The 25,091-nt window shown below is 62.9% G+C and carries 21 protein-coding genes and 4 pseudogenes; 20 read left to right on the forward strand and 5 right to left on the reverse strand.

The window, feature by feature from the left end:
- Positions 1-415: hypothetical protein (locus tag AUP43_RS14475; protein WP_157089367.1), on the reverse strand; the 415-nt coding region annotated here is incomplete at its 3' end.
- Between the two features lie 9 nt (positions 416-424).
- On the opposite strand from AUP43_RS14475, the pseudogene AUP43_RS14480 reads away from it, so the two are divergent.
- From AUP43_RS14480 to AUP43_RS14495, 5 genes and pseudogenes are all read left to right on the forward strand, one after another.
- Positions 425-694, forward strand: a pseudogene (locus AUP43_RS14480) (integrase core domain-containing protein); the annotation flags it as partial.
- Between the two features lie 52 nt (positions 695-746).
- The gene (locus tag AUP43_RS19610) at positions 747-1,064 is read left to right on the forward strand and encodes a GSU2403 family nucleotidyltransferase fold protein (RefSeq protein ID WP_269746877.1); all 318 of its coding nucleotides are present in this window, start codon (positions 747-749) and stop codon (positions 1,062-1,064) included.
- 152 nt (positions 1,065-1,216) lie between these two features.
- On the forward strand, positions 1,217-2,269 hold the full coding sequence (locus AUP43_RS14485; RefSeq protein WP_067558557.1) for a helix-turn-helix transcriptional regulator: 1,053 nt from the start codon (positions 1,217-1,219) through the stop codon (positions 2,267-2,269).
- Between the two features lie 111 nt (positions 2,270-2,380).
- Complete coding sequence (locus AUP43_RS19090) at positions 2,381-3,568, forward strand: calcium-binding protein (RefSeq protein WP_157089369.1); 1,188 nt, start codon at positions 2,381-2,383, stop codon at positions 3,566-3,568.
- A gap of 29 nt (positions 3,569-3,597) precedes the next feature.
- The gene (locus AUP43_RS14495; RefSeq protein ID WP_067558562.1) at positions 3,598-5,499 is read left to right on the forward strand and encodes a calcium-binding protein; all 1,902 of its coding nucleotides are present in this window, start codon (positions 3,598-3,600) and stop codon (positions 5,497-5,499) included.
- A gap of 48 nt (positions 5,500-5,547) precedes the next feature.
- Here the strand turns inward: AUP43_RS14495 and AUP43_RS19095 are convergent, their stop codons facing one another.
- The gene (locus AUP43_RS19095) at positions 5,548-5,739 is read right to left on the reverse strand and encodes a hypothetical protein (protein WP_157089370.1); all 192 of its coding nucleotides are present in this window, start codon (positions 5,737-5,739) and stop codon (positions 5,548-5,550) included.
- Positions 5,740-5,979: 240 nt separating this feature from the next.
- Here AUP43_RS19095 and AUP43_RS14505 point away from each other — a divergent pair.
- Positions 5,980-6,483 (forward strand): annotated as a pseudogene (locus tag AUP43_RS14505) (IS3 family transposase); the annotation flags it as partial.
- A 28-nt stretch (positions 6,484-6,511) separates the two neighbouring features.
- Here the strand turns inward: AUP43_RS14505 and AUP43_RS14510 are convergent.
- Positions 6,512-7,089: pseudogene (locus AUP43_RS14510) on the reverse strand (IS110 family RNA-guided transposase); the annotation flags it as partial.
- A gap of 222 nt (positions 7,090-7,311) precedes the next feature.
- Here AUP43_RS14510 and AUP43_RS14515 point away from each other — a divergent pair.
- Positions 7,312-11,166 carry an Ig-like domain-containing protein gene (locus AUP43_RS14515; protein WP_067558568.1) on the forward strand — a complete coding sequence of 1,285 codons (3,855 nt, stop codon included), beginning with the start codon at positions 7,312-7,314 and terminating at the stop codon, positions 11,164-11,166.
- Here the strand turns inward: AUP43_RS14515 and AUP43_RS14520 are convergent.
- Positions 11,157-12,209, reverse strand: a complete 1,053-nt coding sequence (locus AUP43_RS14520) for a helix-turn-helix domain-containing protein (protein ID WP_067558572.1) — start codon at positions 12,207-12,209, stop codon at positions 11,157-11,159. The genes AUP43_RS14515 and AUP43_RS14520 overlap by 10 nt on opposite strands.
- Before the next feature lie 211 nt (positions 12,210-12,420).
- On the opposite strand from AUP43_RS14520, the pseudogene AUP43_RS19470 reads away from it, so the two are divergent.
- From AUP43_RS19470 to AUP43_RS14535, 4 genes and pseudogenes are all read left to right on the forward strand, one after another.
- A pseudogene (locus AUP43_RS19470) lies at positions 12,421-13,953 on the forward strand (S8 family serine peptidase); the annotation flags it as partial.
- 186 nt (positions 13,954-14,139) lie between these two features.
- Positions 14,140-14,694 carry a calcium-binding protein gene (locus tag AUP43_RS19475; protein ID WP_232315194.1) on the forward strand — a complete coding sequence of 185 codons (555 nt, stop codon included), beginning with the start codon at positions 14,140-14,142 and terminating at the stop codon, positions 14,692-14,694.
- Between the two features lie 18 nt (positions 14,695-14,712).
- Entirely contained in the window at positions 14,713-14,853 is a 141-nt protein-coding gene (locus AUP43_RS19305) for a hypothetical protein (protein WP_198154921.1), read from the forward strand.
- The gene (locus tag AUP43_RS14535; protein ID WP_067558581.1) at positions 14,853-15,269 is read left to right on the forward strand and encodes a hypothetical protein; all 417 of its coding nucleotides are present in this window, start codon (positions 14,853-14,855) and stop codon (positions 15,267-15,269) included. The genes AUP43_RS19305 and AUP43_RS14535 overlap by 1 nt, the downstream gene beginning before the upstream one ends.
- Before the next feature lie 345 nt (positions 15,270-15,614).
- Here the strand turns inward: AUP43_RS14535 and AUP43_RS14540 are convergent, their stop codons facing one another.
- The gene (locus AUP43_RS14540; protein ID WP_067558583.1) at positions 15,615-16,526 is read right to left on the reverse strand and encodes a LysR family transcriptional regulator; all 912 of its coding nucleotides are present in this window, start codon (positions 16,524-16,526) and stop codon (positions 15,615-15,617) included.
- 265 nt (positions 16,527-16,791) lie between these two features.
- Here AUP43_RS14540 and AUP43_RS14545 point away from each other — a divergent pair, with 265 nt between their 5' ends.
- The 9 genes from AUP43_RS14545 to AUP43_RS14585 all read left to right on the forward strand — a co-directional run bounded on the left by AUP43_RS14545 (position 16,792) and on the right by AUP43_RS14585 (position 25,080).
- On the forward strand, positions 16,792-17,388 hold the full coding sequence (locus AUP43_RS14545) for a DUF1989 domain-containing protein (RefSeq protein WP_198154922.1): 597 nt from the start codon (positions 16,792-16,794) through the stop codon (positions 17,386-17,388).
- A 65-nt stretch (positions 17,389-17,453) separates the two neighbouring features.
- Complete coding sequence (locus tag AUP43_RS14550; RefSeq protein WP_067558590.1) at positions 17,454-18,635, forward strand: aromatic ring-hydroxylating oxygenase subunit alpha; 1,182 nt, start codon at positions 17,454-17,456, stop codon at positions 18,633-18,635.
- Between the two features lie 9 nt (positions 18,636-18,644).
- Positions 18,645-19,310, forward strand: coding sequence for an amino acid ABC transporter permease (locus AUP43_RS14555; protein WP_067558593.1), 666 nt, complete (start codon positions 18,645-18,647; stop codon positions 19,308-19,310).
- A 7-nt stretch (positions 19,311-19,317) separates the two neighbouring features.
- Positions 19,318-20,073, forward strand: a complete 756-nt coding sequence (locus tag AUP43_RS14560) for an amino acid ABC transporter ATP-binding protein (RefSeq protein ID WP_067558595.1) — start codon at positions 19,318-19,320, stop codon at positions 20,071-20,073.
- A gap of 1 nt (position 20,074) precedes the next feature.
- Complete coding sequence (locus AUP43_RS14565; RefSeq protein WP_067558598.1) at positions 20,075-20,704, forward strand: DUF1989 domain-containing protein; 630 nt, start codon at positions 20,075-20,077, stop codon at positions 20,702-20,704.
- A complete protein-coding gene (locus AUP43_RS14570) occupies positions 20,701-21,852 on the forward strand; it encodes an aromatic ring-hydroxylating oxygenase subunit alpha (protein WP_067558601.1) in 1,152 nt (383 codons plus the stop codon). The genes AUP43_RS14565 and AUP43_RS14570 overlap by 4 nt, the downstream gene beginning before the upstream one ends.
- Positions 21,852-22,847 carry a D-2-hydroxyacid dehydrogenase gene (locus tag AUP43_RS14575; RefSeq protein WP_067558604.1) on the forward strand — a complete coding sequence of 332 codons (996 nt, stop codon included), beginning with the start codon at positions 21,852-21,854 and terminating at the stop codon, positions 22,845-22,847. Before AUP43_RS14570 ends, AUP43_RS14575 begins: the two co-directional genes overlap by 1 nt.
- A 40-nt stretch (positions 22,848-22,887) precedes the next feature.
- Positions 22,888-23,739, forward strand: coding sequence for a substrate-binding periplasmic protein (locus AUP43_RS14580; protein ID WP_067558607.1), 852 nt, complete (start codon positions 22,888-22,890; stop codon positions 23,737-23,739).
- Positions 23,740-23,820: 81 nt separating this feature from the next.
- Complete coding sequence (locus AUP43_RS14585; protein WP_067558612.1) at positions 23,821-25,080, forward strand: M20/M25/M40 family metallo-hydrolase; 1,260 nt, start codon at positions 23,821-23,823, stop codon at positions 25,078-25,080.
- Positions 25,081-25,091 lie beyond the last annotated feature (11 nt).

Here is a 25,091-nt window from a genome sequence, read left to right on the forward strand (position 1 = left end):
GGCGCCGCCAATCCGGGTCCAGGGCGCTCACGGTGATGCGGCCGGCCCTGTCGAGCGTGCGGGGGCCGATCGGGCCGCGATAGATGCTGGAGAGGTGCACCTGCTTGCCGTTGCGCCGGCAGTGCGTCGGCGCCAGCCTCTCGCCCGGCGGCGCTTTGTTGCCCGGTGGCAGCAGGCCGGGTTGGAAGTCGTCGAGAACGGCAATGAGGGCGGGGCAATCGGCGATGCGGAGTCCGAAGGTGGTGCCCGTCTTTACGCGGGTGAGGAGAAACCCCTGCAGCCGGCCGCTGCGGCAGCGCGCCCGCACCAGGCCGGCCGCCTGGGCGAGGATGTAGGGCGTGATCAGGGCGTCCTCCAGCACCGGCGGCGAGACCGGTATTTTCCAGAGCGGATCGACCCGGAGCCTGATGGCCACGCGATGCCCCAGAACGGCTTCGTCGAGAGCTTTAACGGCAAGCTCCGAGACGAGTGCCTCAACGAGACGCTGTTCACGTCGATGAACCACGCCCGGGCCGTCCTTGCCGCCTGGAAACAGGACTACAACCATGTGCGGCCCCACACGGCCCTCGCTGGCCTAGCCCCGGTGCCAGCCGCAACAAGATCACGCGCGCAATGTGGGCCGGGGCATGCCCCGGCCCACATTGCCATCCCCGCCCAGATCGGGCATCAAACGGTGACAAGACTCAACTTCTGAACGGACACAATCAGGGGATCAGGTCACGCCGACCCGGAAGATTGGGAATTGCTTGGCCACTTGCCCTCCGCATCCAGCGCATTGGGGGCCGCTGCCCTGGCCTCGACCATGGCCTCGGTCCAGGCGCCCGGATCGAAGGGCGCCACCACGGCCAGATACTGGCCGGTGCGCAGGAAGCGCCGAGCCGATCCCGGCGGCGGTGATCTATCGTAGGGGCATACTCGTGCAAATCCCCCGTCCGGAGCGCTTCGCCATTCATAAGCTGATCGTCTCGGAACGGCGCCGCGGCCGGGATGGCAGCTTGCCGAGCTTGGATGCCAAGAGCCGATCTTCCGCTGCCGGCCACCTTCTGTATCTAAGGATAGCGTGATTGAACTGAGAATCGCTATCGCTTGATTGATTGCCCCCTGTTGGGAAAAATAATCTCTAAAGAAGCTAAGGGGGACGGCCATAACGACCGAACTGCCCGAGCCGGTAAATGCGGCGATCAGCAAGCTCTACGAGGCCGGTTTCGACACCGCCTTGTGGCAGGAGGGGCTGGAAAGCCTCTGCCGCGCCGTTGGCGCGCATTCGGCGGTTACCGTGCCGCGCATCGCCGCCGAGAACACGTTGCTGCTGCCCTGCACCGTGGAAATGGAGGATTTCCTCAAGGCCTTCGTGGCCGAGGAATGGTACCGGCGTGACCTGCGGGCGGAGCGCGGCTGGCCGCTGGTCGATGCCGGCCGGCCGGTGGTGCTGGAACAGGATATCGTCACGTCGGAAGATCACGCGCGCGAGCCGCTGTACCAGGAATTCTACCAGCGCCACGGCATGCTGTGGTGGGCGGGGATCACCTTCAAATCCTTCGATCAGCATTATGTTGTCTCGCTATCCCGGCGGCCCGACCAGAATCCGTTCGACGAAACCGACAGGCGGCTGTTCCAGGCGCTGACCGGACATCTGTCGCGGGCGCTGACCATGGCCGAGCGGCTGGCGACGGCGACCGCCAGGGGCGGCCTCAGCACGCTGGAAGCGCTGGATTGCGGCGGCATCCTGGTGAATGCGCGCGGCCGGGTGATCGCCGTGAATGCGCAGGCAGAGACCATGCTGGGCGACGGGCTGACCATTGCCGGCAGCCGGCTGCTGGCCCGCGATGTCGACAGCAACGCAGCGCTGCAGAGCCTGATTGGCCGCACCTTACGCGATGGTCCGCAGGAGGAAGGCGCTGTGGCTATTCCCCGGCCATTGCGCCGGCCAATCCTGGTTCATGTGCTGCCGATTCCGGCGGCGGCGCGCGCGCCCTTCCTGTTCGGCAAGGCGCTGCTGGTGCTGGCCGACCTCGACAGAAGCCCGGTGCCGCGGGAAACCACGCTGATCCGCGCCTTCGGTCTGACCCAGCGGGAGGCCGCATTGGCGGCGCGGCTGGCCGAAGGGCTCGACCTCGCGGAGGCGGCGGTGCGGCTGGAGATCGGCCGGGAAACCGCCCGCACGCATTTGAAATCGATCTTCCACAAGACCGACACTAAACGCCAGACAGAGCTGGTCGCCCTGCTGCAACGTCTCAGCACCCAGCACGGCGGCACAAGATTTTCTTAAAATAGCGGCGATTTCCATCCTGCCTCACCCGTACGGGGGAGGACGGGCTTTCCCTCGTTCCGGCCTAATGACGTCAAACGCCGTCAGGGCCAGCGAACGAAGGGAGCATTCATGTCCACGCTCGAAGAACTGAAGACGAAGCACCCGGAGCCTTTCAACAGCCTCTTGGGGCAAAGCATCACGCATGGCGTGTTCAGTTTTTCATCCAACCATCCCGTCGTCGAAAGCGATGCTTTCTCGGCAGACCGGATAGCCGACGGGGTGCAGATCGTTGTTGGCGGGTGGGGAAGGGATTCAATCACGATCCGAGAAGGCGATGGCGACGTCATCGCCATACCCGGACCAGGCCTGGATGCTCTTTACCTGCCGGATATCGTCGAAGGCAGCGATTGGAATATTGGTTACTGGCGTACTGATACGATTGTGGCATCCGGCATAGCCAGCGAGAAACCCGCCGGCCAGGGGATGCTTTTCTATAACGAGACCCTCGACCAGACGATCGCCACGGGGCACGGATTTAACACTATTTATCTGGGTTCCGGTCATCGGCTCGTAAACGAGCAACTAACTGAAATATTTAGAATTCAGTTGGAATCGCTCGATGCCTATATGGGCTTCCTGAATGTGCAGGAGCTGATCGATCAGGACTTCCTGCCAGTCGGCACATCCGATAACGACGTCGTAAAACTCGTCAAATTCCTTGGTGGCGCGCCGCAGAACTTCCTGGACAGCGATCTCGGTGAGGCAATCGTCCTGGAGGAAGCGACCGCGTATGTGGGGACCGACATTGAAGATCATGTCTATTCCGAAATTGGTGGCCACGACATTTTCATGGGTTTGGGCAAGGACTTTGCGGATGTGCGCGGGGTCACCGCGACCAATGTAGTGAATGGCGGCAATCAGGGCGACACCATCCTGGGCGGCGATGGCGGGGACGAGCTGCGCGGCGGCAAGGGTCTGGACAGCATCGTCGGCGGCGCCGGAGACGACACGATCTATTCCGGCCTTGGGCAGGACACGCTGACCGGTGGTAACGGGGCCGACATCTTCGTCTTGCGCGGCTTCGACGTAAATTTTCCCGGCGCGGTGCTCGCCCCGACCGTGACCGATTTCCAGGCCGGGCTCGACAAGTTGGCGATCCAGGGCGTCACCGACGCGCAGATCGCCGCGGCGCTGGCTGGCCAGACGCAAATATCAGGCGGCGTGCAGTTCACCATCGCCGGGGCGACCGTCACCGTGCAGGGCGTCAATACCCTGGCGGCGTCGGATATCGGCACCGCCGACTTCTTCGGCATCTGACGGCAACCGAATAACAGGGAGGAACCGCCATGTCGCTGGGAGCGCTCTCCTACAACGACCCGATCTATATGGACGATCTGCTGGGAATCACATTCTCGGACTGGAGTTGGGGCTGGGACCGCGCCGTCCCCATCGACATCAATGGCGACGGGCGCCAGGAAGTACTGATTGGCCCGCACTCGCTGCTGGAGCAGGTCAATCTGCAAACCAGCGAACGCAATGTGATGGTTCTGTCCTTCGACGGGCAGGGGCTGGTTGATATCACCGCTTCGGTCCTGCCGGAAACCGCCAAGGCGGTGCTGCTGCGCAACATCGTGCTTGCCGATTTCAACGGCGATGGCATCGACGACATCTTTCTGAACAATACCGGCACCGAAGCCTATTCGCCTTTCCCCGGCGAGCAGAACAGGCTGTTCCTGTCGAATGGCCAGGGCAGCTACACCGACAATACGGCGACGCTGCCGCAGATCACCGATTTCAGCCATGGCTCGGTGGCGGACGATTTCGACGGCGATGGCGATATCGACCTCTACATCAACAATCTCGGCGACGACGAATTCCATGTCAGCTATCTGCTGTTGAATGATGGGGCCGGCAATTTCTCCGAGCCCTACCGCTGGAGCGAGCCGGGCTCGCCCGGCTTCTCGACAGATTTCACGACGATCGAGAGCGGCTATCACCCCGACCGGTTTGACATGAATGGCGATGGCGTGGCGGATGTCTGGCTGGGCGACATCTATCTGCGCGGCGGCGGGCAGCAGCTTGCCAGCTTCGGCTATATACTGAACGACGGCAACGCCAATTTCGAGCTGGTATTCGACGAAAGCCTGCGCCCGGCCTATCCGACGCTTGAACTGCCCACCGATGCGCCGGAATACACCCAGGCCGCCGACTTCAACAAGGACGGGCTGTTGGACCTGCTGGTCTATTGGACGGCCAATGGCGCCGTGAAGGGCACCTATTTCCAGTATCTGCGCAATGACGGGCCGAATGGTTACACCGATGTCTCGCACCTGATACCGGGGCAGGAGAATGGCGGGTTGCTGCCCGTCATGGCCGGCGCGCCAAACTTCCAAGTGGTCGACCTGAATGGTGACGGGTCGCTGGATATCGCGATGAGCATGTGGACCGAGGACTGGACGGCGCAGCGCACGCTCTGGTTCCTCAATGACGGTTTCGGCGGGTTCACCCAGCTCAATGGCGATCTCTTTCCGGCCAACCAGAAATTCGCCTTCGCCGATGTGAATGGCGACGGCATCCAGGATGTCGTCTATGGCGTGCAGGATTACTGGCTGCCGGATGGCCTGGTGGGGGAGCGCTATGGCCACGAATATGGCGTGGTCCGGCTGGGCGCGCTCTCAGGACCGGGACAGCGGCATGTCGGGAGCGATGGCGTCGATTCGATCCTGGGCGGGGCCGGCAACGACACCATCCTCGCCGGCAATGGCAACGACACCATCTTCGCCGGCGATGGATTCGACAGGATCGATCTGCGCCTGACCACCGGCAACAACATCGCCAATGGCGGCAACCAGGGCGACACCATCTTCGGCGGCGCCGGCAATGACGAGCTGCGCGGCGGCAAGGGGCTGGATGTCATCGAGGGCGGGGCCGGGGATGACACGATCTATTCCGGCTTGGGGGCCGATACGCTGACCGGTGGCGAGGGTGCTGATGTCTTTGTGCTGCGTGGCTACGATGCGCGGTTCCCGGACGCCAACCTGCAGCCGACCGTGACCGATTTCGAGGCCGGCATCGACAGGATCGCCCTGCAGGGCGTGACCGACGCGGAGATTGCCACGGCGCTGGCCGGCCAGACGACAGTGTCAGGCGGGGTGCAGTTCACCATCGCCGGGGCCACCGTCACCGTGCAGGGAGTCAGCAGCCTCTCCACATCGGATGTCGGCACAGCCGCCGATCTGGGAGTGTGAATGTCTTTCGGGCTGCTCGGTAATCCATAGGAGGCACGCGAGACGGCGCTACCGTGAAGCGTCCAGCCGCAAGCTGTTTGCCGTTTCGGACGCGAGCAGCTTGCGGCGGCGATGCAACAGAAGGGTTAATGCCAGCGCCCACCAAAACACGACGCCCATCAGCAGACTAACGAGAATGTGGATCGAAGGACCTTCGAGACCGAGCAGATCCTCGACCCGTGGAAGGCCGAGCAGGTCCATCCCCATGAGGATCACGATAGCGAGAAGGTTGCCGGGCCCGAGAAGCGCAACGCTGAAGACGGGAGAACTCAGGGCGCCCTGAGAAATAAGCAGTCCGGGAGGCCCCGCGAAGGCTAGCGACAACAGCCAACAAACCGACCAGCGTCGAACACACCGATTTGAAGATAAACCTACACGATATGCGGAAACGGGACGATGTCCACTTTCCAGATCAACACAACCCGCCTGATGGCTTGGGCGCTGTCGGACTTCACCTATGTCAGTACCTGGTCTGGCTTCGTCTACGTGGCCTTCGTGATCGACGCCTACGCCCGCCGCATCGTCGGCTGGCGGGTCAGCCGAACGGCGCATGCAGGCTTCGTCCTCGATGCGCTCGAACAGGCCCTGCACGACCGGCGTCCGGTCCATCGAGGCGGTCTGAGCCATCACTCCGATCGCGGGTCGCAGTATGTGAGCATCCGCTACACCGAGCGTTTTGCCGAAGCCGGCATCGAGCCCTCCGTCGGTAGTGTGGGCGACAGCTACGACAACGCTCTCGCCGAAACCATCAACGGCCTCTACAAAGCCGAGCTGATCCACAGGCGTGGGCCCTGGAAGAGCTTCGAAGCCGTCGAGTTCGCCACGCTGAAATGGGTCGATTGGTTCAACAATCGCCGGCTCTTGCAGCCCATCGGCAACATCCCGCCAGCCGAGGCCGAGGCAAACTACTACGCCGCGCTCGACGGGCGAAAGCAGGCCGCATAACTTAAACCCAACAGCCTCCGGCAATCCCGTCGGCGAGGCCACGGAGTTGGGACGCGATGGTGTGCAGCGCCGAACGGGCCTGCGCGGGCACGAGATCCTGCACCTCATGAACAAGCTTCACGAGCGTCGTCACGCCGCCAGGCCCTTTGCTCGAGATGATGCCATACTCACCCAGATGGGCGCGTAGCGCGTTGATGAGACCGGTCCGCTGCCGAACCAGCAGGTCGCGGGTCTTGTGCAGCATCAGGACAGCTTGCTGTTCAGGCGTCTTCACCGCGACAAAACGCATGGTCGGCCTAGTCACGGCTTCACAGATGGCCTCGGCATCGGCAGCGTCGGTCTTCCCGCGCTTAACATAGGGCTCACATAAGCCGGCGGCATCAATCGCACCTCATGGCCCAGCTTCATCAGCTCTCGCGCCCAGTAATGCGCCGACGCGCACGCCTCCATGCCCACCAGGCAAGGCGGCAATCCAGCAACGAACCTCAGAACTTCTGCGCGCCGCAACTGCCGGCGCTCAATAACCTTACCTTCTGCACTGATCGCGTGAACCTGAAATACGTTCTTCGCCAGATCTAATCCGATGGTCACTATCTCTTGCTGCATGGGACGGCTCCTATAGACGTGGCTCTACGGCCATCGTCCCACAGTTGGTGCAGGGGCCGTCCATCCCATCAGGTCAGTCCTCATCCTATTTTGAGCGGCAGAAAAAGGACGGATCGTCAATCGATCCGGAACCCTGCGTCAGGTGCTTTATCCCTGGGTGCCTACCCTGTGTCGTGCCGCTAACGCAGTCCGGCACAGGCTTCGCATTCCGAGGATGAGTATATGAGTGCCCCCACCATTACGGCTGGAAGCATCGCGATCTCCGGCGCCAGCGGCGCGGGCGGCGTGTTCAGGATCGGCGACACAGTCACCGTCGAATGGAACGCGACCGCCGATGGCAATGCCGGCATCCAGTCCGTCACAATGGACTTCGGGCTATTCGGCGCTGATGAAACGGTGGAGGCGACCGAGACGGGCGGCATCTGGACAGCCAGCTACACCATTCTCGAGGGAGCGATCGAGGATACTGACCTGGAGGTCGAGGTTGCGGCGGTCAATGCGGATGGCAGCAATTCGTTGTACAGCGACGAAAATGCCGTGCTGGACAATCTACGGCCCGCCCTGGACCCGTCCGAATCATCGCCTGTCGCCGGCAACTTTGACATCGCGCTGGGCAGTGACATCACCTTGCGCTTCGACGAGGCGATCCAGCTCGGCACGGGCAATATCCTGCTGAAGGACGAAAACGGCACCACGGTCGAGAGCTTCGCCGTCGCCGGCCTGTCGGTCAGCAACGACACCGATATCGTGCTGAACCCGGCCGGCGACCTGTCGCGGCTGACGACCTATCATATCGAGATCGAGGCGGGCGCGGTGCTGGATGCCGCCGGCAACCCCATCGCGGCGTTAACCGGCGATGATGCCTATATCTTCACCACCATCGACAATACGCCCCTCGACAGCACGGGTGCGGGGTTCGACAGCAGGGACGGGAGGAATCTCAGCGGCCCCGCCACCGCCGGCAACGACACGATCCGCATCGCCGACAATGCCCATCTCGCCGGCTCGGTGATCGATGGCGAGGGCGGGAGCGATACGCTGAGTTTCGTGCAAGGCGGGACGGCCGACCTGACAACCGCTGCCAGCGTCAGCGGCATATCCGTCATCCGCATGCTGAACGCCGGTGGCTTGGCGCTCACCGTCTCGGCGGACAAGTGGCTGGACGTAGGCCGTATCGCCGGCGGCTCTGGCAGCGACGCGCTGATCCTGGCTGGTGCGGATGACAGCGATTTCGACCTCAGTGCGATGATCCTCATCGGCGTCGAGGCGCTCACCGTGGCCGCCGGCGGCGCCACGACCCTGACCATGGGCGAGGCACAGCTGTGTGGCTGCGATCTCACCACCCTCCAGGGCAATGGCGGCGATGTGCTGGCGACACCGGACACGCTGATCGACCTGTCGGAGATCGCGATCAGCGGCTTTACGACACTGCGCATCACCAATGCCACGCTCGGCGTCTTCGCGCTCGACCAGGCGGATATCGACACGCTGAACGCGATTGAAGCGACCGAGGGTGACGCCGATATCGCCATTGTCAACGGCGAGGCCGGCTTCGACCTGTCTAAGGTTAGCCTGACCAACATAGACGCGGTGGAGAGCGTCGCCACGGCCGATTCACTCATCACCCTGGCAGAGGGGCAGCTTGCCGGACTGGCCGCCATCTACGGTTCACAGGACGTCGATACCACGCTGCGCGTTGCCGGTGATCTCGACCTTACCGGCATCGAGCTGGACAGCATCGCTGCGGTTCAGACCACGGATGCCGAGGGTGGCACAATCACCCTGACCTGGGATCAGGTCGAGGCCGGTATCGCCAGTATCGTCGGCGGCGCTGGAGAGGATACGCTGGTGCTGCGCGGCAGCGATGGCGATTCCTTCGATCTGACGACCCTTGCCTTCACCAGTTGGGAGCGGGTCGAAACCGATGTCGCCGGCGCGGTGACAGCCGGCTTCATGCACGATTCCTTCACCCTTGTCGGCGGCGGGTGTGCCGACCAGCTGACCGCCATCGGCAATGGCAACCGGATCGAGGGTGGGGCCGGCGCCGATACCATTGTCGCGCAAGGCGATAACAACACGCTGATCGGCGGCGCCGGCGACGACCAGATCCAGGCGGAGGGCGCCGGCAATCTGATCGAGGGCGGTGACGGCAACGACTATATTATCGGCGATTCCGGCAGCAACACATTGCGCGGCGATGCCGGTAACGACACGCTGGTCGCCGGGGTTGGTACGGTCACCATGACCGGCGGGGCCGGCAGTGACGAATTCCGGACCTATGACACCGATAATTTCGTCAACGGCACCATCACCGATTTCGGCGTCGGCGACCGCATCGTCATCGAAGGCGCCGATTTATCGGAGTTGGACGGCCAGACTGCCAGTGGCAGTATTACGGTCGTGGATGGCGAGGGCGGGCTAGCACTGTCCGGCCTGTCCCCGGCGAGCGGCAGCTTCTCGGCCAGCTACGATGGCGACGAGACGACGATCATCCTTGTCGCGCCGCCTCCCGATCCCAGACCGCCCGCAACGCCCACGCTGCCGCCCATCGAGTCGCCCGATACGCCGCCCGTGGTCGGCCCTGACGGCAGCAGCCTCAATACCGAATCCGCCGTCACCGAAACCGCAGACGGCATCAATGTCCGCATCGACCAGACCCAAACCATGGCGGATGGTGCGAGCCTCACCACACAGATCGAGGCCACCGTCAGGGAACAGGCGCTGGAAGGCGGCACGATCCGCGAAACCGCAATCTCCACGGTGAACGCGCCGGGCCGCGCGCCGGTCACGCTGACGCGCGAGCGTACCAGCGTGACGGACACGCTGGACGAGACCACGACAAAGGTGACCATGACGGAGACGCTGACCGGCAGCGACGGCAGCAGCAGTTCGGCGACACTTACCCGCACCACGCAGCAGACCGGCACCGGCACGACGATCAGAAGCGTTACCGAAACCTCCGACGGCATCCGCCTGATTGAGGAGGACAGCCCCGCCAGCGCCGGTTCCGGCACGGGCGAAGCCAGCCGGACGATACGCTGGGAGCCAGTCGGCGATCCCGCGACGCCGGGACAAACACTATCCGTCGATCTTATTCCCATCGAGAATGATCTGCCCGACGTGCCGGGTGTGCTGAACCATGCCGCGTTGCAGGCGGATATTCCGACCGGGGTGACCATCCATTCCAATGGCCGAGACGAGCGCAGCAGCGGCAATGCCGCGCTGGAAGATATGCTGCGGCAGATCGAGGCGCGCAGCGACGGCCAGCCCGATGCCCGGCGGGACATGCTGCGCGACGGCGAAAGCTTCCTCGCCCTGATCAGTGAAGGCCCGACGCTCAGCGTTCGCACCATCACGCTGGAGGCGCCGGGCTGGGCCGGCGATCAGCCGCCTGCCATCACCATCCGTGGGGAAAGCGGCGGCTTCAATGCCAGCCGCCAGGAAGCCCTCGTGATCGATGCGACGCAGCTGCCGTCGGGCACGGTGCTGACGCTCGACAACATAGAATTCGCGACCGTCATCGGATCGGTCGCGATCATCGGCGGCGCGGGCGCTAATCACGTGACCGGTGACGGTGCGAACCAGCTGATCGTGCTGGGTCCGGGCGACGACATCATCAATGGCGGCGGTGGGTTTGACCGGATCGGCTCCGGCGGCGGCAACGACACGCTGCAGGGCGGCATGCAGGGCGACACGGTTTCCGGCGGCGACGGCAACGATGTGCTGCGCGGCGGAAAGGGCCATGATTCCATCGAAGGCGGGGCCGGTGACGATGTGCTCTACAGCGGGTTCGGCGAGGACACGCTGACCGGCGGCGAGGGGGCGGATGTGTTCGTGCTGCGCGGCTTCGACGCGGCTTTCGCAAATGCCGTACTGACGGCTACCGTTATCGATTTCGAGCAGGGCACGGACCATCTTGCGGTGGAGAATGCGACGTTGGCAGAGCTGCAAGCAGCGATCACCAATCAGGCCGTGACCGGGGATGGCGTGGTGATCGAGGTGGCGGGGACGACCCTCACCTTCCTCGGTATCAGCGTCCTCTCCGCTGCCGGCATTGACATGGCCTTCTACGCCTGAAGGGACCGTATCCAGCACTCCCATTCCCTGTCACCGAACAATCCGGTTTCGGGCTTATCCAAACCGCCGCCTGGAAGGTAGGCGCAGGCCCCGGCCTGACGCGCCTCCGATGGCGTGAAGCCATACCGTCGGCGAAAGGCACGGATGAAGGAGGATTCGCTGCTGAAACCCACCGATAGAGACACATCGATGATCTTGCGCTGCTGCTGGGTCGGGTCGGTCAGGATGGTCAGCGCATGCGCCAGCCGGCGGTCACGGATGTAGGCGGCAACGCCATTATAATGCTGGAACAGCTTGTACAGCCGGCTGCGCGATACCCCGAAGATTTCGGCGACACTTTCGGGCGAGAGGGCGGAATCCTCGATATTCTCCTCGATATAGCGCTTGAGCATGGTGACGATAGCCATGCGGATCGCCTGCTCTCCGCTTTCATTCTCGTGCGGGTTGCCGTTCAGTGCGGCGGCCAGCAGGGCTATCGTGGGCGAAACGGCTAGCCCGCCCTGGTCAAGGGTCATATAAGGCGCTTGTTTCTGCAGCTCCAGCATATGGGTGCGCAGCAGACGCGTGAGCGGATTGTTCTCCCGGATGCATTGATAATGGCGATGGTCCGCATCCTTGATGTGCGGCGCCAGCAGGGAGCGCGGCACGAACAGGGCCAGCAGATCGAAATCATCGTTGGTGGTGTCCAGGGTCTGCGCATTGTCGAACACGCAGATGTCGCCTGCCTCTATGGCGACATCTCCCTGCGGCGTGCGCGCGTGGCAACGGCCGCGCATGAACAGCTGTATCATGTAATGGTCGATGCCATCGCGGTCGATGCGCATCCGGTCACGCTTGAAATGCTGCCGGCTGGCCCTGCACCTGATCTGCGACATGGCGCCGAACAGATAGCCGTCGGCCAGCGCATGAAAGCCACCCTCATCTCCGGGCGCGGTGAGATCGGCCTGATATATGACGGAGACACTATCGCGCCAGACCGGGAATTTATCTTCCCGCCCCAGCCGGTCGGTCGAGAAATAGGAATGCGGCAGCGCGTCTCCCATCGACCCTCTCCCCATATCTGATTACGAATGTTCTAATTAATAAAAAGCCTCGCATATCGGTGTATTCGGTTCAACCCGCCCTCCCTTCCTCCGGGCGCTCCAAAACGAAATGGGCATCATTCTGGAACAGAATGTCAGGTGCGCCGCGCCGGTAGGGATAATTGTGAAAGCTGACCCATGCGAAGAACCGGAACACAGGATCGGATTTCCCATGCTCCCGAACACACCCCCAAGTGACACATACTTTGCCTACCAGTGGCACCTGATCAATACGGGCCAGGGCGGCGCCAGGGCGGGGGTTGATCTCAATGTGTTGCCGGTCTGGCAGGCCTATACCGGCAAGGGCGTGAAGGTCGGCATCTACGATTCCGGCGTACAGATAAGCCACCCCGACCTGCTGGTGAACTTGGATCCGGCGCTACAGCCGACCACGGTTTCCGGGACGCATGATCCCGACCCGGTCGATGGGCGGTTCGTGACGAATGACGGGCACGGCACCGCCGTTGCCGGGCTGATTCTTGCCGCGAATAACGGTTTCGGCGTGGTCGGCGTTGCCTATGATGCCACCTTCGGCGCGGTGAACCTGATCCTGTCCGATACCTATGAGTCGCAGAACGAGACGCTCGACATGATCGAGCTGCAGGCACTGCGTTACCAGATGGCCCGGTTCGATGTGATCAATCACAGCTACGGGCCGAATGAGCCCTTCATTGCGAACTTCACCGAATATGAGAATTTCGCCGAACTGGCGGCCTTCGACCGGGCCAGCCTGATGGGCCGGAACGGGCTGGGCACCGTCCATGTCGTCGCCGGCGGCAATGAGCGCGACCAGGGCAATATGACGACCTACGGCGATCTCGGGAATCTGCGCTACACGATCAATGTCGCTGCGGGTTCTGCCGAGGGCGACATCATCTATTACAGCAATCCCGGCGCATCACTGGTCGCCACCGCGCCGGTGGACCGCAACCCGGACGATGACGGCTTCAAATCGGTCACCACCGACCTGCTCGGCAGTCTCGGCTATTCCGGCAGTAATGCCGAAGAGATTACAAGCGACGCCTATTCCGACTAGATGAACGGCACTTCGGCGGCGGCACCGATGGTCAGCGGCGTGGTCGCGCTGATGCTGGAGGCGAATCCGCTGCTGGGATACCGCGATGTGCAGGAAATCCTGGCGCTGACGGCGCGCGCCAACTGGCAGGAAGGCGAATATGAACTCTACGATTGGCAGACCAACGGCGCCGATTACTGGAATGGCGGCGGCCTGCAGTTCAGCCACGATTACGGCTTCGGCTTCGTCGATGGGCTGGCCGCCGTCCGGTTGGCCGAAAGCTGGACCGACCAGCGCACGCGCTACAACGAGCAGATGGAAGTTGTCGAGGCGCAGGACATCGACACCACTATTCCCGATACCGGCGCTCCGCTCAGCTACAGTTTCGAGGTTGAGGCCGATTTCACCATCGAATGGGTCGAGCTTGCCGCGGGGCTGGATCACAGCTGGTGGGGCGATCTCACGATTACCCTGCTGTCGCCGGACGGTACAGAAAGCGTTCTGATGAACCGGCCCGGCGTGACGCCGGATACCAATGCCGGGCTCGATCTTCCGGTCAATATCTCCGGTTTCGAAGGCGATGACGGATTGCAGTTCATCTTTGCCAGCAACGCCTCGCGCGGGGAAATGGCGGCAGGCACCTGGACGGTGAATGTCGCCGATGTTGGCGCGGCTGGTTTCGGTGTCCTCGAGGATCTGACCCTGCTGCTCTATGGCCGCCCGGAAGAGACGGGGCCGAAGACCTATTTCTACACTGACCGCTATGCCGATCTTGTGGCCGCCGCCCCCGACCGTGGGATGCTGTCCCTAGAGGAAGATGGACAGATCAACGCAGTTGCCGTCAGTGGCGATGTGACGATCGACCTCACCCCGGGGATGCTCGGCAGCATTGCCGGTGCCGACTTCGCAATTGCCGACGGTTCGCTGGTTACCGCCATCCTGGCGGGCGATGGCGGCGATCGGTTGACCGCGAACGACCTCGGCAATTTGCTGTCCGGGGGGCGGGGTCACGATGTTCTCATCGGGGGAGACGGCGCTGATCTCCTGGAAGGCAACAAGAACGCCGACACGCTGGTGGGCGGGCTTGGCGATGATACGCTGCGCGGTGGCAAGGGCCACGACCGGCTGGAAGGCGGCGGTGGCAACGATGTGATGTATGGTGGCCTGGGTGACGATGTGTTCGTGTTCGCCGACAACAGCGGTGCCGATACGATCATGGATTTCTGGCGTGGCGGAAACCGCATCGAAGTCAGCCAGGGCATCAATGGCACGGCCATTTCCAGCGAAGCGGACCTTTTGGCGCTTCTGTCTTCGGATGCCAACGGCAGTGCTGTGCTTGACTTGGGAGCCGACAGCAATGTCACTCTGCTTGGGGTTGCAGCAGCCTCCCTGACCGAGGCTCATTTCATAATTTCCGCACCCATAGCGTAATCATGAAGGGGGGCGGCCATGGCTAAGCTTTCGGCACAAAGATTGACGGTCTTGCACGAAAGCGTAGCCGATACGCTGTCCGTGTTTCTGCAGGATAGTGCCGCCAACCTGCCCGGCCTGGCGGCTGCGAATTCCTGCTCTATGAACAATGCGACCTGATGTGGAAGGATTCCTCCCGTGACGCCACGCCGCGACAGGCCACCATGTCTCCTGCCGAACGGCTGAAGGACACGGTCTGGCAGCAGATAGTCAGTCTGGCCAATACTGACGGGCATTTCCGCCGCCGCCTGCAAGCCGAACCGTTTGCCCTGTTGCAGTCGGTCGGCATATCAGTGCCGCCGGATATCCGATTTGTCTGTGTAGAGACAGGACTGCCCGGGGTGGCGGAGGTGCTGGGGCGCTCTGCCGGTTTGACGGTCTATGTACCTGTCGTCATTGCAAATGCTGATGACGAGTTGGACGACGAGTCTCTGGACGCGGTGGTCGGCGGCGCGGGGCAACAGATGGCAATGCCAATGCCCGCCAATTTCGTCGGCATGATCTCCTTCGCCGATGGCGGCAGCGGCGGCTTTTAGGGGGCTCGCTTGGGGCATGCCAAGATCGAAAAGACCGTCCGCTATCTCGGCCCGGACATAGAGGCTGCCTGTCCTATCGGAGGAACAGAAATCTGACGCGGTGGAGGCCTTCGTATCCACCATGCCAGTAACCGGAACGGCTGCTTATCAAGCTCTGGCGCCTAGTAGTAAGCGGGAGCGTTATGCGGGGTTACTGGGAGGCCCCGCCGCGTGTCCACTTTTCACCCACCGGTTTGCTGGGCCGGTTTGCGCCTTCTGAAGGCGTGTCGATGGCGATTGAGGTGAAGAGGCGTCCGGCCTGCTGCACCAGCCGCGCCGCCCGGCGCTGGCGGAATCGCTGCAGCCCTATCCCTCATGGAGGCGGCGGTTCAGGATGGCGACCAACTCCTGCATGAACTTGTCGCGCAGCGGCTGCTTCTGCCGGCTGCTCCTGGTGATGATGAAGAAGGCGGTGTGCAGCGCCAGGTCGCTGCCGGACAGGTTGCGCATCTCGCCGACCTGCAGCCAGCGCCGGGCGTAATGATCGGGCAGAAAACCGATAAAGCTCCCGCTGAGGATCAGGTGCGCGGCGGCTTCCATGCTGGACACGCGGGAGCCGACGAGGGCGTTCTTGATGATGCCCAGCTCCTCGTCGCCGCCATAGCTGCGCACCACCATAGGATGCTGGCGCAGGACTGACAGCTTCGGCTCGTCGTCGGAGTCCAGGAACAGCGGATGCCGGCGGCCGCAATAAAGCGAGTGCTTCTCGACATAGAATTGCCGGTATTGCAGCCCCTCGCGGTGATAGATGATCGGCCCCAGCGCCAGGTGGAGATTGTTGTTCGCCACCTCCGTCTCCAGATGCTCGGGGATATCCACCACAACCTCGATCTCCGCCTCCGGCATCTTCTTCAGGAAGCCCGAAATAGCCTCTGATATCGGAAAGTCATAGTTGGAGACGGTGTTGTCCACCAGCCCGATGCGCAGCTTGCCGGTGACCCGGCGGCGCAGTTCGCTGAGGCTTTCCTCGAAACTGTCCAGCTCCGCCAGGATCAGCCGGGCCTGGCGGTAGACGATGGCGCCGCGGTCGGTCAGCTGGAAACCGCGCCGGCCGCGCTGGCACAGGGTGAAGCCCAGCCGCTCCTCCAGTTTCTTCAGATGCAGGCTCAGCGCCGACTGGGTGAGGCCGAGTGAGATTTCGGCACCGGCAAAGCCGCCATGCTCGACGATGGCCTGAAAGACATGGAGCGCGCGGATGTCGGTGTTGGCGAGACGCATGGCTGCCCGACAGCTTGTTTGAGGAAAACTTATGTAAGGTTTGAAAGAAAGATATTTTCTTTAAGCGCATCCTGATGCGTCAATCTTGTCAACAAAGAAAACAGGATTTTCGGGAAGTCGTAGCCGGCAGCGTCATTCAACCCTTAATAATTGTGGGGTTTGCGCTGTAATGTGCAAGACAGAAGAAATACAACTACTGAACAGTGAGTGGCTAGGTACTAACGCCACCCTGAATAATCCGATATCCAGTGACGGAACGCCAGTATTGGGGCGGCGTTATACGGTCCCGGCACGCGAAGGACGTGCCGTCAGGGTCGCCAGAGGGCAGACCATCCGCATCGTCAACACGCATGGCACGCAGGTCTGCGATACCTGGGCCTTCAGCCAGGCCAACCTGCATGAGTTCATGTCCTGGGAGCATGGCAGGGTGATGATCAGCCGGGTCAATCCGGGGGCCGGAGATCCGCTCGGCTCCAACCGCCGGCGGCCGATCCTGCAATTCCTGGAAGATACCTCACCCGGCATCCACGACACGATCTACGCGGCCTGCGATCTCTACCGCTACCGCATCCTGGATGTGACTGGTTATCACGATAACTGCTCGGACAATCTGCGCATGGCCATGGCGGCCATAGGGCTGACCGTGCCGGAAGTGCCGCAGCCGCTGAATCTGTGGATGAACATCCCGATCTCGGAAGGCGGCAAGACCGAATTCCTGCCGACCGTCTCCAAGGCCGGCGACCATGTGCTGCTGCGCGCCGAGATGGACGTGATTGTCGCCATGTCGGCCTGCCCGCAGGACATCATCCAGATCAATCACGGCACCCCCGCCGACATTCATTTCATCGTCGAACCAGCCTGATCCCCAGCCTGATCCGAGGCGGGAGGAAAGCCCCGCGCGGCGCGCCAAAGCGAGGAGTCAAACGGATGATCGAAGCGGCCACCCTATCCAACTCCGCCATCGGCCTGTCGGAACCGGCCGACATGTTCTCCCCCGATCATTACAAGGCGATGCGCCGCCCGCTGGATCAAGCGGAGACGCTGCCGGCCTGGTGCTACACCAGCGAGCGCTTCTACAAGCGCGAGGTGGAACGCATCTTCCTGAAGGTCTGGAATTTCCTCGGCCGCGCCGACCGTATTCCCAATCCGGGCGATTATTTCACGCTGACCTTCGCCGGGGTGCCGCTGATCATCGCGCGCGGCGATGACGGCAAGGTGCGTGCCTTCGCCAACAGCTGCCGGCATCGCGGCTCCATCGTGGCGCTGGGGGAGGGCAATTGCCGGGCCTTCAAGTGTCCCTACCATTCTTGGGCCTTCGCACTGGACGGCACGCTGCTGGGCGCACCTTCGATGGAGAAGACCGCTAATTTTGACCCCGCCGATTACGGGCTGATCGAGGTGCGGCTGGAAAGCTGGGGCGGCTTCATCTTCGTGAATTTCGACAAGGACGCTCCCGATCTGATGAGCTTTCTGGGCGATCTGCCGGAGCGGCTGGCCTCCTATAATTACGAGGAGATGGTCTGCGTCCGGCGCGTCGAGTACGAGCTGAACTGCAACTGGAAGATCTATGTCGAGAATGCCATGGAGGCGTACCACGTCCCATATGTGCATAAATCGACCCTGCAGCGCCAGAAGGGGCCGACCGCCCAGCCCATTGAGACCAAGGGTGAGTGGGTGGGGCTGTTCAAGGAGCATACCGGCAGCCGCGCGCTGCTGGCAGGTGAGACCGGCTTCCCGCCGATCCCCAGCCTGACCGGCCCGGCTGCCGCTGGCACGCATTACCCGCTGATCTATCCCAGCACCATGTTCGGCGCGACCATCGATTGCATGTGGTGGCTGGAAATCCACCCCATCGCCGCCGACCGCATGCGGCTGATCGTCGGTTCCGCCTTCCCGAAGGATGTGGTGGCGCGGCCGGATTTCGAGGAGATCGTCACCCGCTATTACCGGCGCTGGGATGTCTCGATCCCCGAGGATAACGAGATTTCCGAGCTCCAGCAGCGCGGACTCAGCTCGCCGCTCTACCGCGAGGGCCGCTTCTCCCATCTCGAGCCCCTGGTGCACGCCATCGATAATTGGGTGCTGGACCAGGTGCTCGACCCGGCCTGAGGACGCATCATGGATTATGTCTGGCATTTCGGCATCGTCTGGGACTACCGGCTGGTCTTCGTGCGCGGGGCGGGGATCACCGCGCTGCTTACCCTCTATTCGACACTGATCGGTGTCTCGCTCGGCCTGCTGTTCGGCCTGTTCCGGTCTAGCAACATCGTGATCCTGCGCTGGCCGGCGGCGGTCTATATCGAATTCTTCCGGGCGACGCCGGTGCTGGTCCAACTGGTGTGGATTTACTACTCACTGCCGATCCTGACCGGCCTGCAGATGAGCGGCATCGCCTCGGTGTCGGTCGGCCTTGGTTTGCACGCGGCCGCCTATTTCGCGGAAATCTTCCGCGCCGGCATCGCCTCCATCGACAAGGGGCAGTGGGACGCCGCGCGCTCCATCGGCATGGGCTACGGCAAGGCGATGTGGCGAATCATTCTGCCGCAGGCTGTCCGCCGTATGGTGCCGCCCTTCATCAACGAGTTCGCCACGCTGATCAAGCTGACCACGCTGGGCTCCGTGCTGGCTGTGTACGAGCTGCTGCATGAGGCCAACAACCTGATTAACAACACCTACCGCCCGCTGGAGATCTACACCGTGTTGGCGCTCGCCTTCGCCGTACTGATCTACCCGATCATCCTGCTGTCGCAGCGGCTGGAGCGGTACTGGAAGACCAATTCGTGAGGGCGCGATGATCGAGGTCAGGAACCTGCATAAATATTACGGCACGCTGCATGTGCTGCGCGGCATCGACGTGGATATCGCCAAGGGCGAGGTTTTCTCCGTCATCGGCCCGTCCGGGTCGGGCAAGAGCACCTTCCTGCGCTGCCTGAATTTCCTGGAAGAATATCAGGAAGGCGATGTGCGCTTCGACGGCCGGCTGGTGGGTTATCGCGAGACGGTGGGCAAGCGGTTGCGCGCCGGGGCCGGCTCCATCGCGGCGCTGCGCACCCGCATGGGCATGGTGTTCCAGAGCTTCAATCTGTTCTCGCACAAGACCGTGCTGGAGAACGTCATGGAAGGTCCGGTCATCGTGCAGAAGAAGCCGCGCGGGGAGGTGCGGACGATGGCGCTTGATCTGCTCGCCCAAGTCGGCCTCTCGGAGAAGGCGGAACAGTATCCCAGCAAGCTGTCCGGGGGCCAGCAGCAGCGCGTCGGCATCGCCCGCGCGCTCGCCATGCAGCCGGAGGTGATGCTGTTTGACGAGCCTACCAGCGCCCTTGACCCGGAGCTGGTGGGCGAGGTGCTGGACGTGATGAAAAGCCTCGCCACGGGCGGTATGACGATGGTGATCGTCACTCACGAGATGTCCTTCGCCCGCGAGGTCTCCGACCGGGTGATGATGATGGATGAGGGCGTGGTGGTCGAGATCGACCGGCCGGAGGTGATCTTTGGCAGCCCGCGCCAGGCACGCACCGCCGATTTCCTGCGCCGGGTGGTGCACTGACATGGATGAGGTCGTGCATCTCGACGAGGTGGTCGCCCCGAAGGCCGGCTGGTCCTGCCGGCTGGCCGCCGGGCAGCATCTGAAGATCGTCGATCTGCGCGGCGCCCAGGCGGTGGATTTCCTCGCCTATGCCGCGGACCGGCCGGAGGAGCGCTACAACGCTGCCGACACGATGAAGATCGCCGGGTCGATCTTCCTGACGGCGGGCAGCAAGCTCTATTCCGATATGGGGCGCGTGCTGCTGACCATTGTCGAGGACACGGTGGGTTTCCACGACACCATCGGCGGCTGCTGCAGCCGGGAGAGCAATCTCGCGCGCTATGGTAAGCCGGGGGAGGCGAACTGCCGGGACAATTTCCTGGACCAGCTTGCGCGCCACGGCCTCGGCAAGCGCGACATCGTGGCGAACATCAATTTCTTCATGGCCGTGCCGGTGCTGCCGGACGGCGCCATGGCGATCAGCGACAGCCGCTCCCGGTCGGGCGATTACATCGTGCTGCGCGCCGAGACCGATGTGCTGGTCGTGCTGTCCAACTGCCCGCAGATGTTCAACCCGGCGGCCGGCTACGACCCGTCGCCGATCCGTTGCGTGGTCTATTCAAATTCCGACGAGAAGGAGACGGTCCGATGATCCTGAACAAGGAACCGCAGGACCTGTTCGATCCCGCCCTCTACGCCAATGTGCGCAAGCCGCTGGCCGAGGCCGAAACGCTGCCGCCCTGGTGCTACACCAGCGAGCGCTTCTACAAGCGCGAGGTGGAACGCATCTTCCTGAAGGTCTGGAATTTCCTCGGCCGCGCCGACCGTATTCCCAATCCGGGCGATTATTTCACGCTGACCTTCGCCGGGGTGCCGCTGATCATCGCGCGCGGCGATGACGGCAAGGTGCGTGCCTTCGCCAACAGCTGCCGGCATCGTGGCGCGCTGATCGCGATGGGCGAGGGGCGGTGCCGTGCCTTCAAGTGCCCGTACCATTCCTGGGCCTACGCGTTGGATGGCAGTTTGTTGAGCGCGCCGTCGATGGAGAAGACCGCCAATTTCGACATGGCGGAATACGGGCTGACCCCGGTGCGGCTGGAAAGCTGGGGCGGCTTCATCTTCATTAATTTTGATAAGGACGCGCCCGACCTGCTGACCTATCTGGGCGATTTTCCCCAGCGCGTCACGCCGTACAATTTCGACGACATGGTCTGCGTCCGCCGCACCGAATACACCATCGACTGCAACTGGAAGATCTATGTCGAGAACGCCAAGGAGGCGTATCACATCGGCACGGTCCACCGGAACACGATCAACCGCTATGCCTCGGCCAAGTCGGCGGGCTACCGGGTGCAGGATACGGCGGGCAATTACTGCTCCACCTTCTCCATGCATGAAGGCTCGATGGCGCTGCTGAAGGGCGATGCGGGTTTTCCGGTCATCTCCACGTTGATGGGAGATCTGCGTGGCGGCACCACGGCGCCGCTGATCTATCCCAGCACCTACCTCGCCTGCACCATCGACTGCGCCTGGTATCTGGAAATCCACCCGCTGGGGCCGAAGCGGATGAAGCTGATCCATGGCGCGCTGTTCCCGAAGAACAATCTGGCGCGCAAGGATTTCGAGGAATCGGTGCGCAACTACTACCGCCGCTGGGACATCACCACGGAGGAGGACAATGTCGCCTGCGGCCTGCAGCAGCGCGGGCTGGACAGCCCGTTCGCCCTGCCGGGCCGGTTCTCCCACCGCGAGCCGCTGGTGCGCGATATCGACAATTGGGTGCTGGACCAGGTGCTGTGATGCGGAACGGTAAGATCCAGCTCTATGTCGAATCGCTGACCCGGCAGCCGCCGGTGTTCCACATCACGCCGGAACGCTATGCTCGTGTCGCTGCCCGGTTGCCGGAGATTGCGGCGCGGATCGAGCCGGTGCTGAGTTTCGATAACGAGAAATTCGCCGCCAACGTGACCAAGGCGGATGTCATCGTCGGCTGGGATTTCGACCGCAAGGCGATCCGCACGCAGGCGGAAAATCTGGTGCTGGTGCATATCACTGGCGCTGGGCTGGACCATCTGCGGCCGTTCGACTGGCTGCCGCCCAAGGCCAGGCTGACCAACAACAGCGGCGTGCATGGCGAGAAGGCGGGCGAGTTCGCCTTCATGAGCGTGCTGATGCTGAACAACCGCATGCCGCAGCTCATCCATTCCCAGGCGGAACGCAAATGGGACCGCGCCTTCGCCTCGATCAGCATCGGCAAGACCCTGCTGATCATCGGCGTCGGCCATATGGGGGCGGAGGCTGCGCGCTACGCCCACCGCAACGGGCTGCATGTGCTGGGCATAAGGCGCAGTGGCAAGCCGAACCGCTATGTCCACGAGATGGGCACGCCCGACCGGCTGCATGAGTTCCTGTCGCGCGCCGATTTCGTTGTCGTCACCGCGCCGGCCGTGGAGGAGACGAAGCACCTGATCGGTGAGACGGAACTCGCGCTGATGAAGGATACAGCCGGGCTGGTGAACATGGCCCGTGCGCATCTGGTGGATTACGCGGCGCTGTCCCGCGCGCTGGAATCGGGCCGATTGGCCGGCGCCGTGCTGGATGTCTTCTCGCCCGAGCCGTTGCCGGCGGAAAGCCCGCTCTGGAGCGTGCCGCGGTTGATCCTGACGCCGCATTGCTCGTCGGACGATGCCGAGCTGTACGCGGAAAAGACGCTGGAACTCGTCTTCCGCAACATCGAACGCCTGCTGGCCGGGCGCAAACCAAGAAACGTCGTCGATCTCTCCCGGGGGTACTGACCACAGGCGAAACAACAATCGTCAACAGTTGGAGGCAGTCATGTTTCAATCGACACTGCGTAAATTGGGCCTCGTCGTTCTGGCGCTCGGCATAGCTGTGGGTGCTGCGGCGACAGCCGACGCCCAGTCCATGGACAAGATCCTGAAGGACAAGAAAATCAAGATCGGCTACATCCCGTCGCCGCCGGGCACCATCAAGGACCCGGCCTCGGGCCAGGTCACCGGCTTCTATGTCGAGGGCGTGCGCTACATGTTCGACCAGATCGGCGTCGAGATCGAATTCGTCGAGACCACCTGGGCGAATTTCGCCGCTGGCCTGCAATCCGGCCAGTTCGATTTCTCCATGGCCGGAACCTTCGCCACCATCAAGCGTGCGGCGGCTGTGGAGTTCACCAACCCGATCCATTATCTCGGCTACAGCGCCATCGTGAAGAAGGGCGACGAGCGCTTCAAGTCGCTGGCCGATTTCAACAAGGAAGGCATCAAGATAGCCGTGGTGCAGGGCGGTGCGGGTCAGGAATATGTCCGCGAGAACTTCCCCAAGGCGGAGATGGTGCAGCTCGCCACCGGCAATCTGACCGCGCCCTTCATCGAGGTGGCCTCGGGCCGCGCCGATGTCGGCATCGAGGATGCCTGGCAGGCCCGCCGCTTCGCGTCCGCGCAGCCGGGCGTGACCGACCTGTTCGGCGACCAGCCCTACAATGTGCTGCCCATCGCCTGGGCGGTGAAGCGCGGCAATGACGATCTGCGCCGTTTCCTCAACACCTCCATCGACTTCATGTTGCTGACCGGCCGCTGGGAGAAGATGGCGGAGCCGTACGGCGGCACCGGCCGCTATGTCGATAAGGTGGTGATGGTGCCGTTCGGCCCGGCCACCGAAGTGAAGAAATAATCCCAGCCCCTGACTGCCGGCGCCGTCTCCGGGCGGCGCCGGACTTTCTCGTCATATCCGCTCTATCGGAAAGGTATTCCCATGTCCGCTTCCACCGGCGACGACAAGCAGCAGCTTCTCGACTGGATCGAGGCCGACCGCGACAAGCTGGTCGCCTTCCTGTGCGAATTCATCCGCCGCCGCAGTCCGAATCCGCCCGGTGACACGCTGGAGGCCGCCGCCCATGTGATGGAGGCGCTGACCGGGAACGGGCTGGACTACAGGGTGATCGACCCGAACAAGGTAATGCCGAACATTGTCGCCAGCTTCGAAGGCGGATCGCCCGGCCGGCATCTGGCGCTGAACGGCCATATCGACGTGTTCCCGGAGCAGGAGCCGGTGCCCGGCGACCGCGATCAATGGAGTGGCGACGTGGAGGACGGCAAGGTCTATGGCCGCGGCGCCGCCGACATGAAGTGCGGCACCACCGCCTCCCTTTTCACCTACATCTATCTCAACCGGCTGCGCGAGAAGCTGAAGGGCAAGCTGACCCTGGTCGCGGTCTCGGACGAGGAGACCTTCGGCCCGTGGGGTGCCCGCTATCTCGCCGATCATCATCCTGAAGTGTTCGGCGATTGCTGCCTGAATGGCGAGCCGAGCGGCATGGGCTCCCTGCGTTTTGGCGAGAAGGGACCGCTTTGGCTGGAATTCACGGTGAAGACCGCCGGCGCGCATGGCGCCTATACCCATGCCAGCCCCAGCGCGACCAAGATCGCCGTCGGCATCATCACCCAGCTGGAAGATCTCAGCGACATGGAGCCGGCGGACCTCGGCAATCTGGAGGCGCTGATCCGCGATGCCTCCTCGGTGATCGACCACGAGTTCGGCGACGGGGCAGCGCGCATCGTGCGCCGCGTCACGGTCAATCCCGGCACCATCAGCGGCGGCGTGAAGGTGAACATGGTCGCTGCCGACTGCACCTTCCAGGTCGATATCCGGGTGCCCAACGGGCTGACCGATGAGGACATTCACAAGGAAGTGGCGCGCATCCTGGAGGCCTATCCGCAGGTCACCTACAAGACGCTGGTCTATAACCCGCCCGCATGGACCGACCCGGATACCGAGATGGCCCGCATCGTGCGCGCCAACGCCATGCTGGTTTCAGGCGTCGATCCGGTGCCGGTCATCAGCCTGGGCGGCACCGACGCACGGCTGTGGCGCTACAAGGAAGTGCCGGCCATCGTCTATGGCCCGGCGCCGCGCGGCATGGGCAGCGTCGATGAGCATGTGCCGATCGAGGAGTTCATCCACGTCGTGAAATGCCACGCCCTGTCCGCCTACGATTATCTAACGGCTGCATAGGTGTGGCGGGG

The organism is Oceanibaculum pacificum, from assembly GCF_001618175.1.
GTDB lineage: Bacteria > Pseudomonadota > Alphaproteobacteria > Oceanibaculales > Oceanibaculaceae > Oceanibaculum > Oceanibaculum pacificum.

Coding starts and splice junctions, on each gene's coding strand:
- AUP43_RS19090 (WP_157089369.1), top strand. CDS start 2,381: ATGTCCACGCTCGAAGAACTGAAGACGAAGCACCCGGAGCCTTTCAAC.
- AUP43_RS14495 (WP_067558562.1), top strand. CDS start 3,598: ATGTCGCTGGGAGCGCTCTCCTACAACGACCCGATCTATATGGACGAT.
- AUP43_RS19095 (WP_157089370.1), bottom strand. CDS start 5,739: ATGGACCTGCTCGGCCTTCCACGGGTCGAGGATCTGCTCGGTCTCGAA.
- AUP43_RS14515 (WP_067558568.1), top strand. CDS start 7,312: ATGAGTGCCCCCACCATTACGGCTGGAAGCATCGCGATCTCCGGCGCC.
- AUP43_RS14520 (WP_067558572.1), bottom strand. CDS start 12,209: ATGGGAGACGCGCTGCCGCATTCCTATTTCTCGACCGACCGGCTGGGG.
- AUP43_RS19475 (WP_232315194.1), top strand. CDS start 14,140: ATGCTCGGCAGCATTGCCGGTGCCGACTTCGCAATTGCCGACGGTTCG.
- AUP43_RS19305 (WP_198154921.1), top strand. CDS start 14,713: ATGGCTAAGCTTTCGGCACAAAGATTGACGGTCTTGCACGAAAGCGTA.
- AUP43_RS14535 (WP_067558581.1), top strand. CDS start 14,853: ATGTGGAAGGATTCCTCCCGTGACGCCACGCCGCGACAGGCCACCATG.
- AUP43_RS14540 (WP_067558583.1), bottom strand. CDS start 16,526: ATGCGTCTCGCCAACACCGACATCCGCGCGCTCCATGTCTTTCAGGCC.
- AUP43_RS14550 (WP_067558590.1), top strand. CDS start 17,454: ATGATCGAAGCGGCCACCCTATCCAACTCCGCCATCGGCCTGTCGGAA.
- AUP43_RS14555 (WP_067558593.1), top strand. CDS start 18,645: ATGGATTATGTCTGGCATTTCGGCATCGTCTGGGACTACCGGCTGGTC.
- AUP43_RS14560 (WP_067558595.1), top strand. CDS start 19,318: ATGATCGAGGTCAGGAACCTGCATAAATATTACGGCACGCTGCATGTG.
- AUP43_RS14565 (WP_067558598.1), top strand. CDS start 20,075: ATGGATGAGGTCGTGCATCTCGACGAGGTGGTCGCCCCGAAGGCCGGC.
- AUP43_RS14570 (WP_067558601.1), top strand. CDS start 20,701: ATGATCCTGAACAAGGAACCGCAGGACCTGTTCGATCCCGCCCTCTAC.
- AUP43_RS14575 (WP_067558604.1), top strand. CDS start 21,852: ATGCGGAACGGTAAGATCCAGCTCTATGTCGAATCGCTGACCCGGCAG.
- AUP43_RS14580 (WP_067558607.1), top strand. CDS start 22,888: ATGTTTCAATCGACACTGCGTAAATTGGGCCTCGTCGTTCTGGCGCTC.
- AUP43_RS14585 (WP_067558612.1), top strand. CDS start 23,821: ATGTCCGCTTCCACCGGCGACGACAAGCAGCAGCTTCTCGACTGGATC.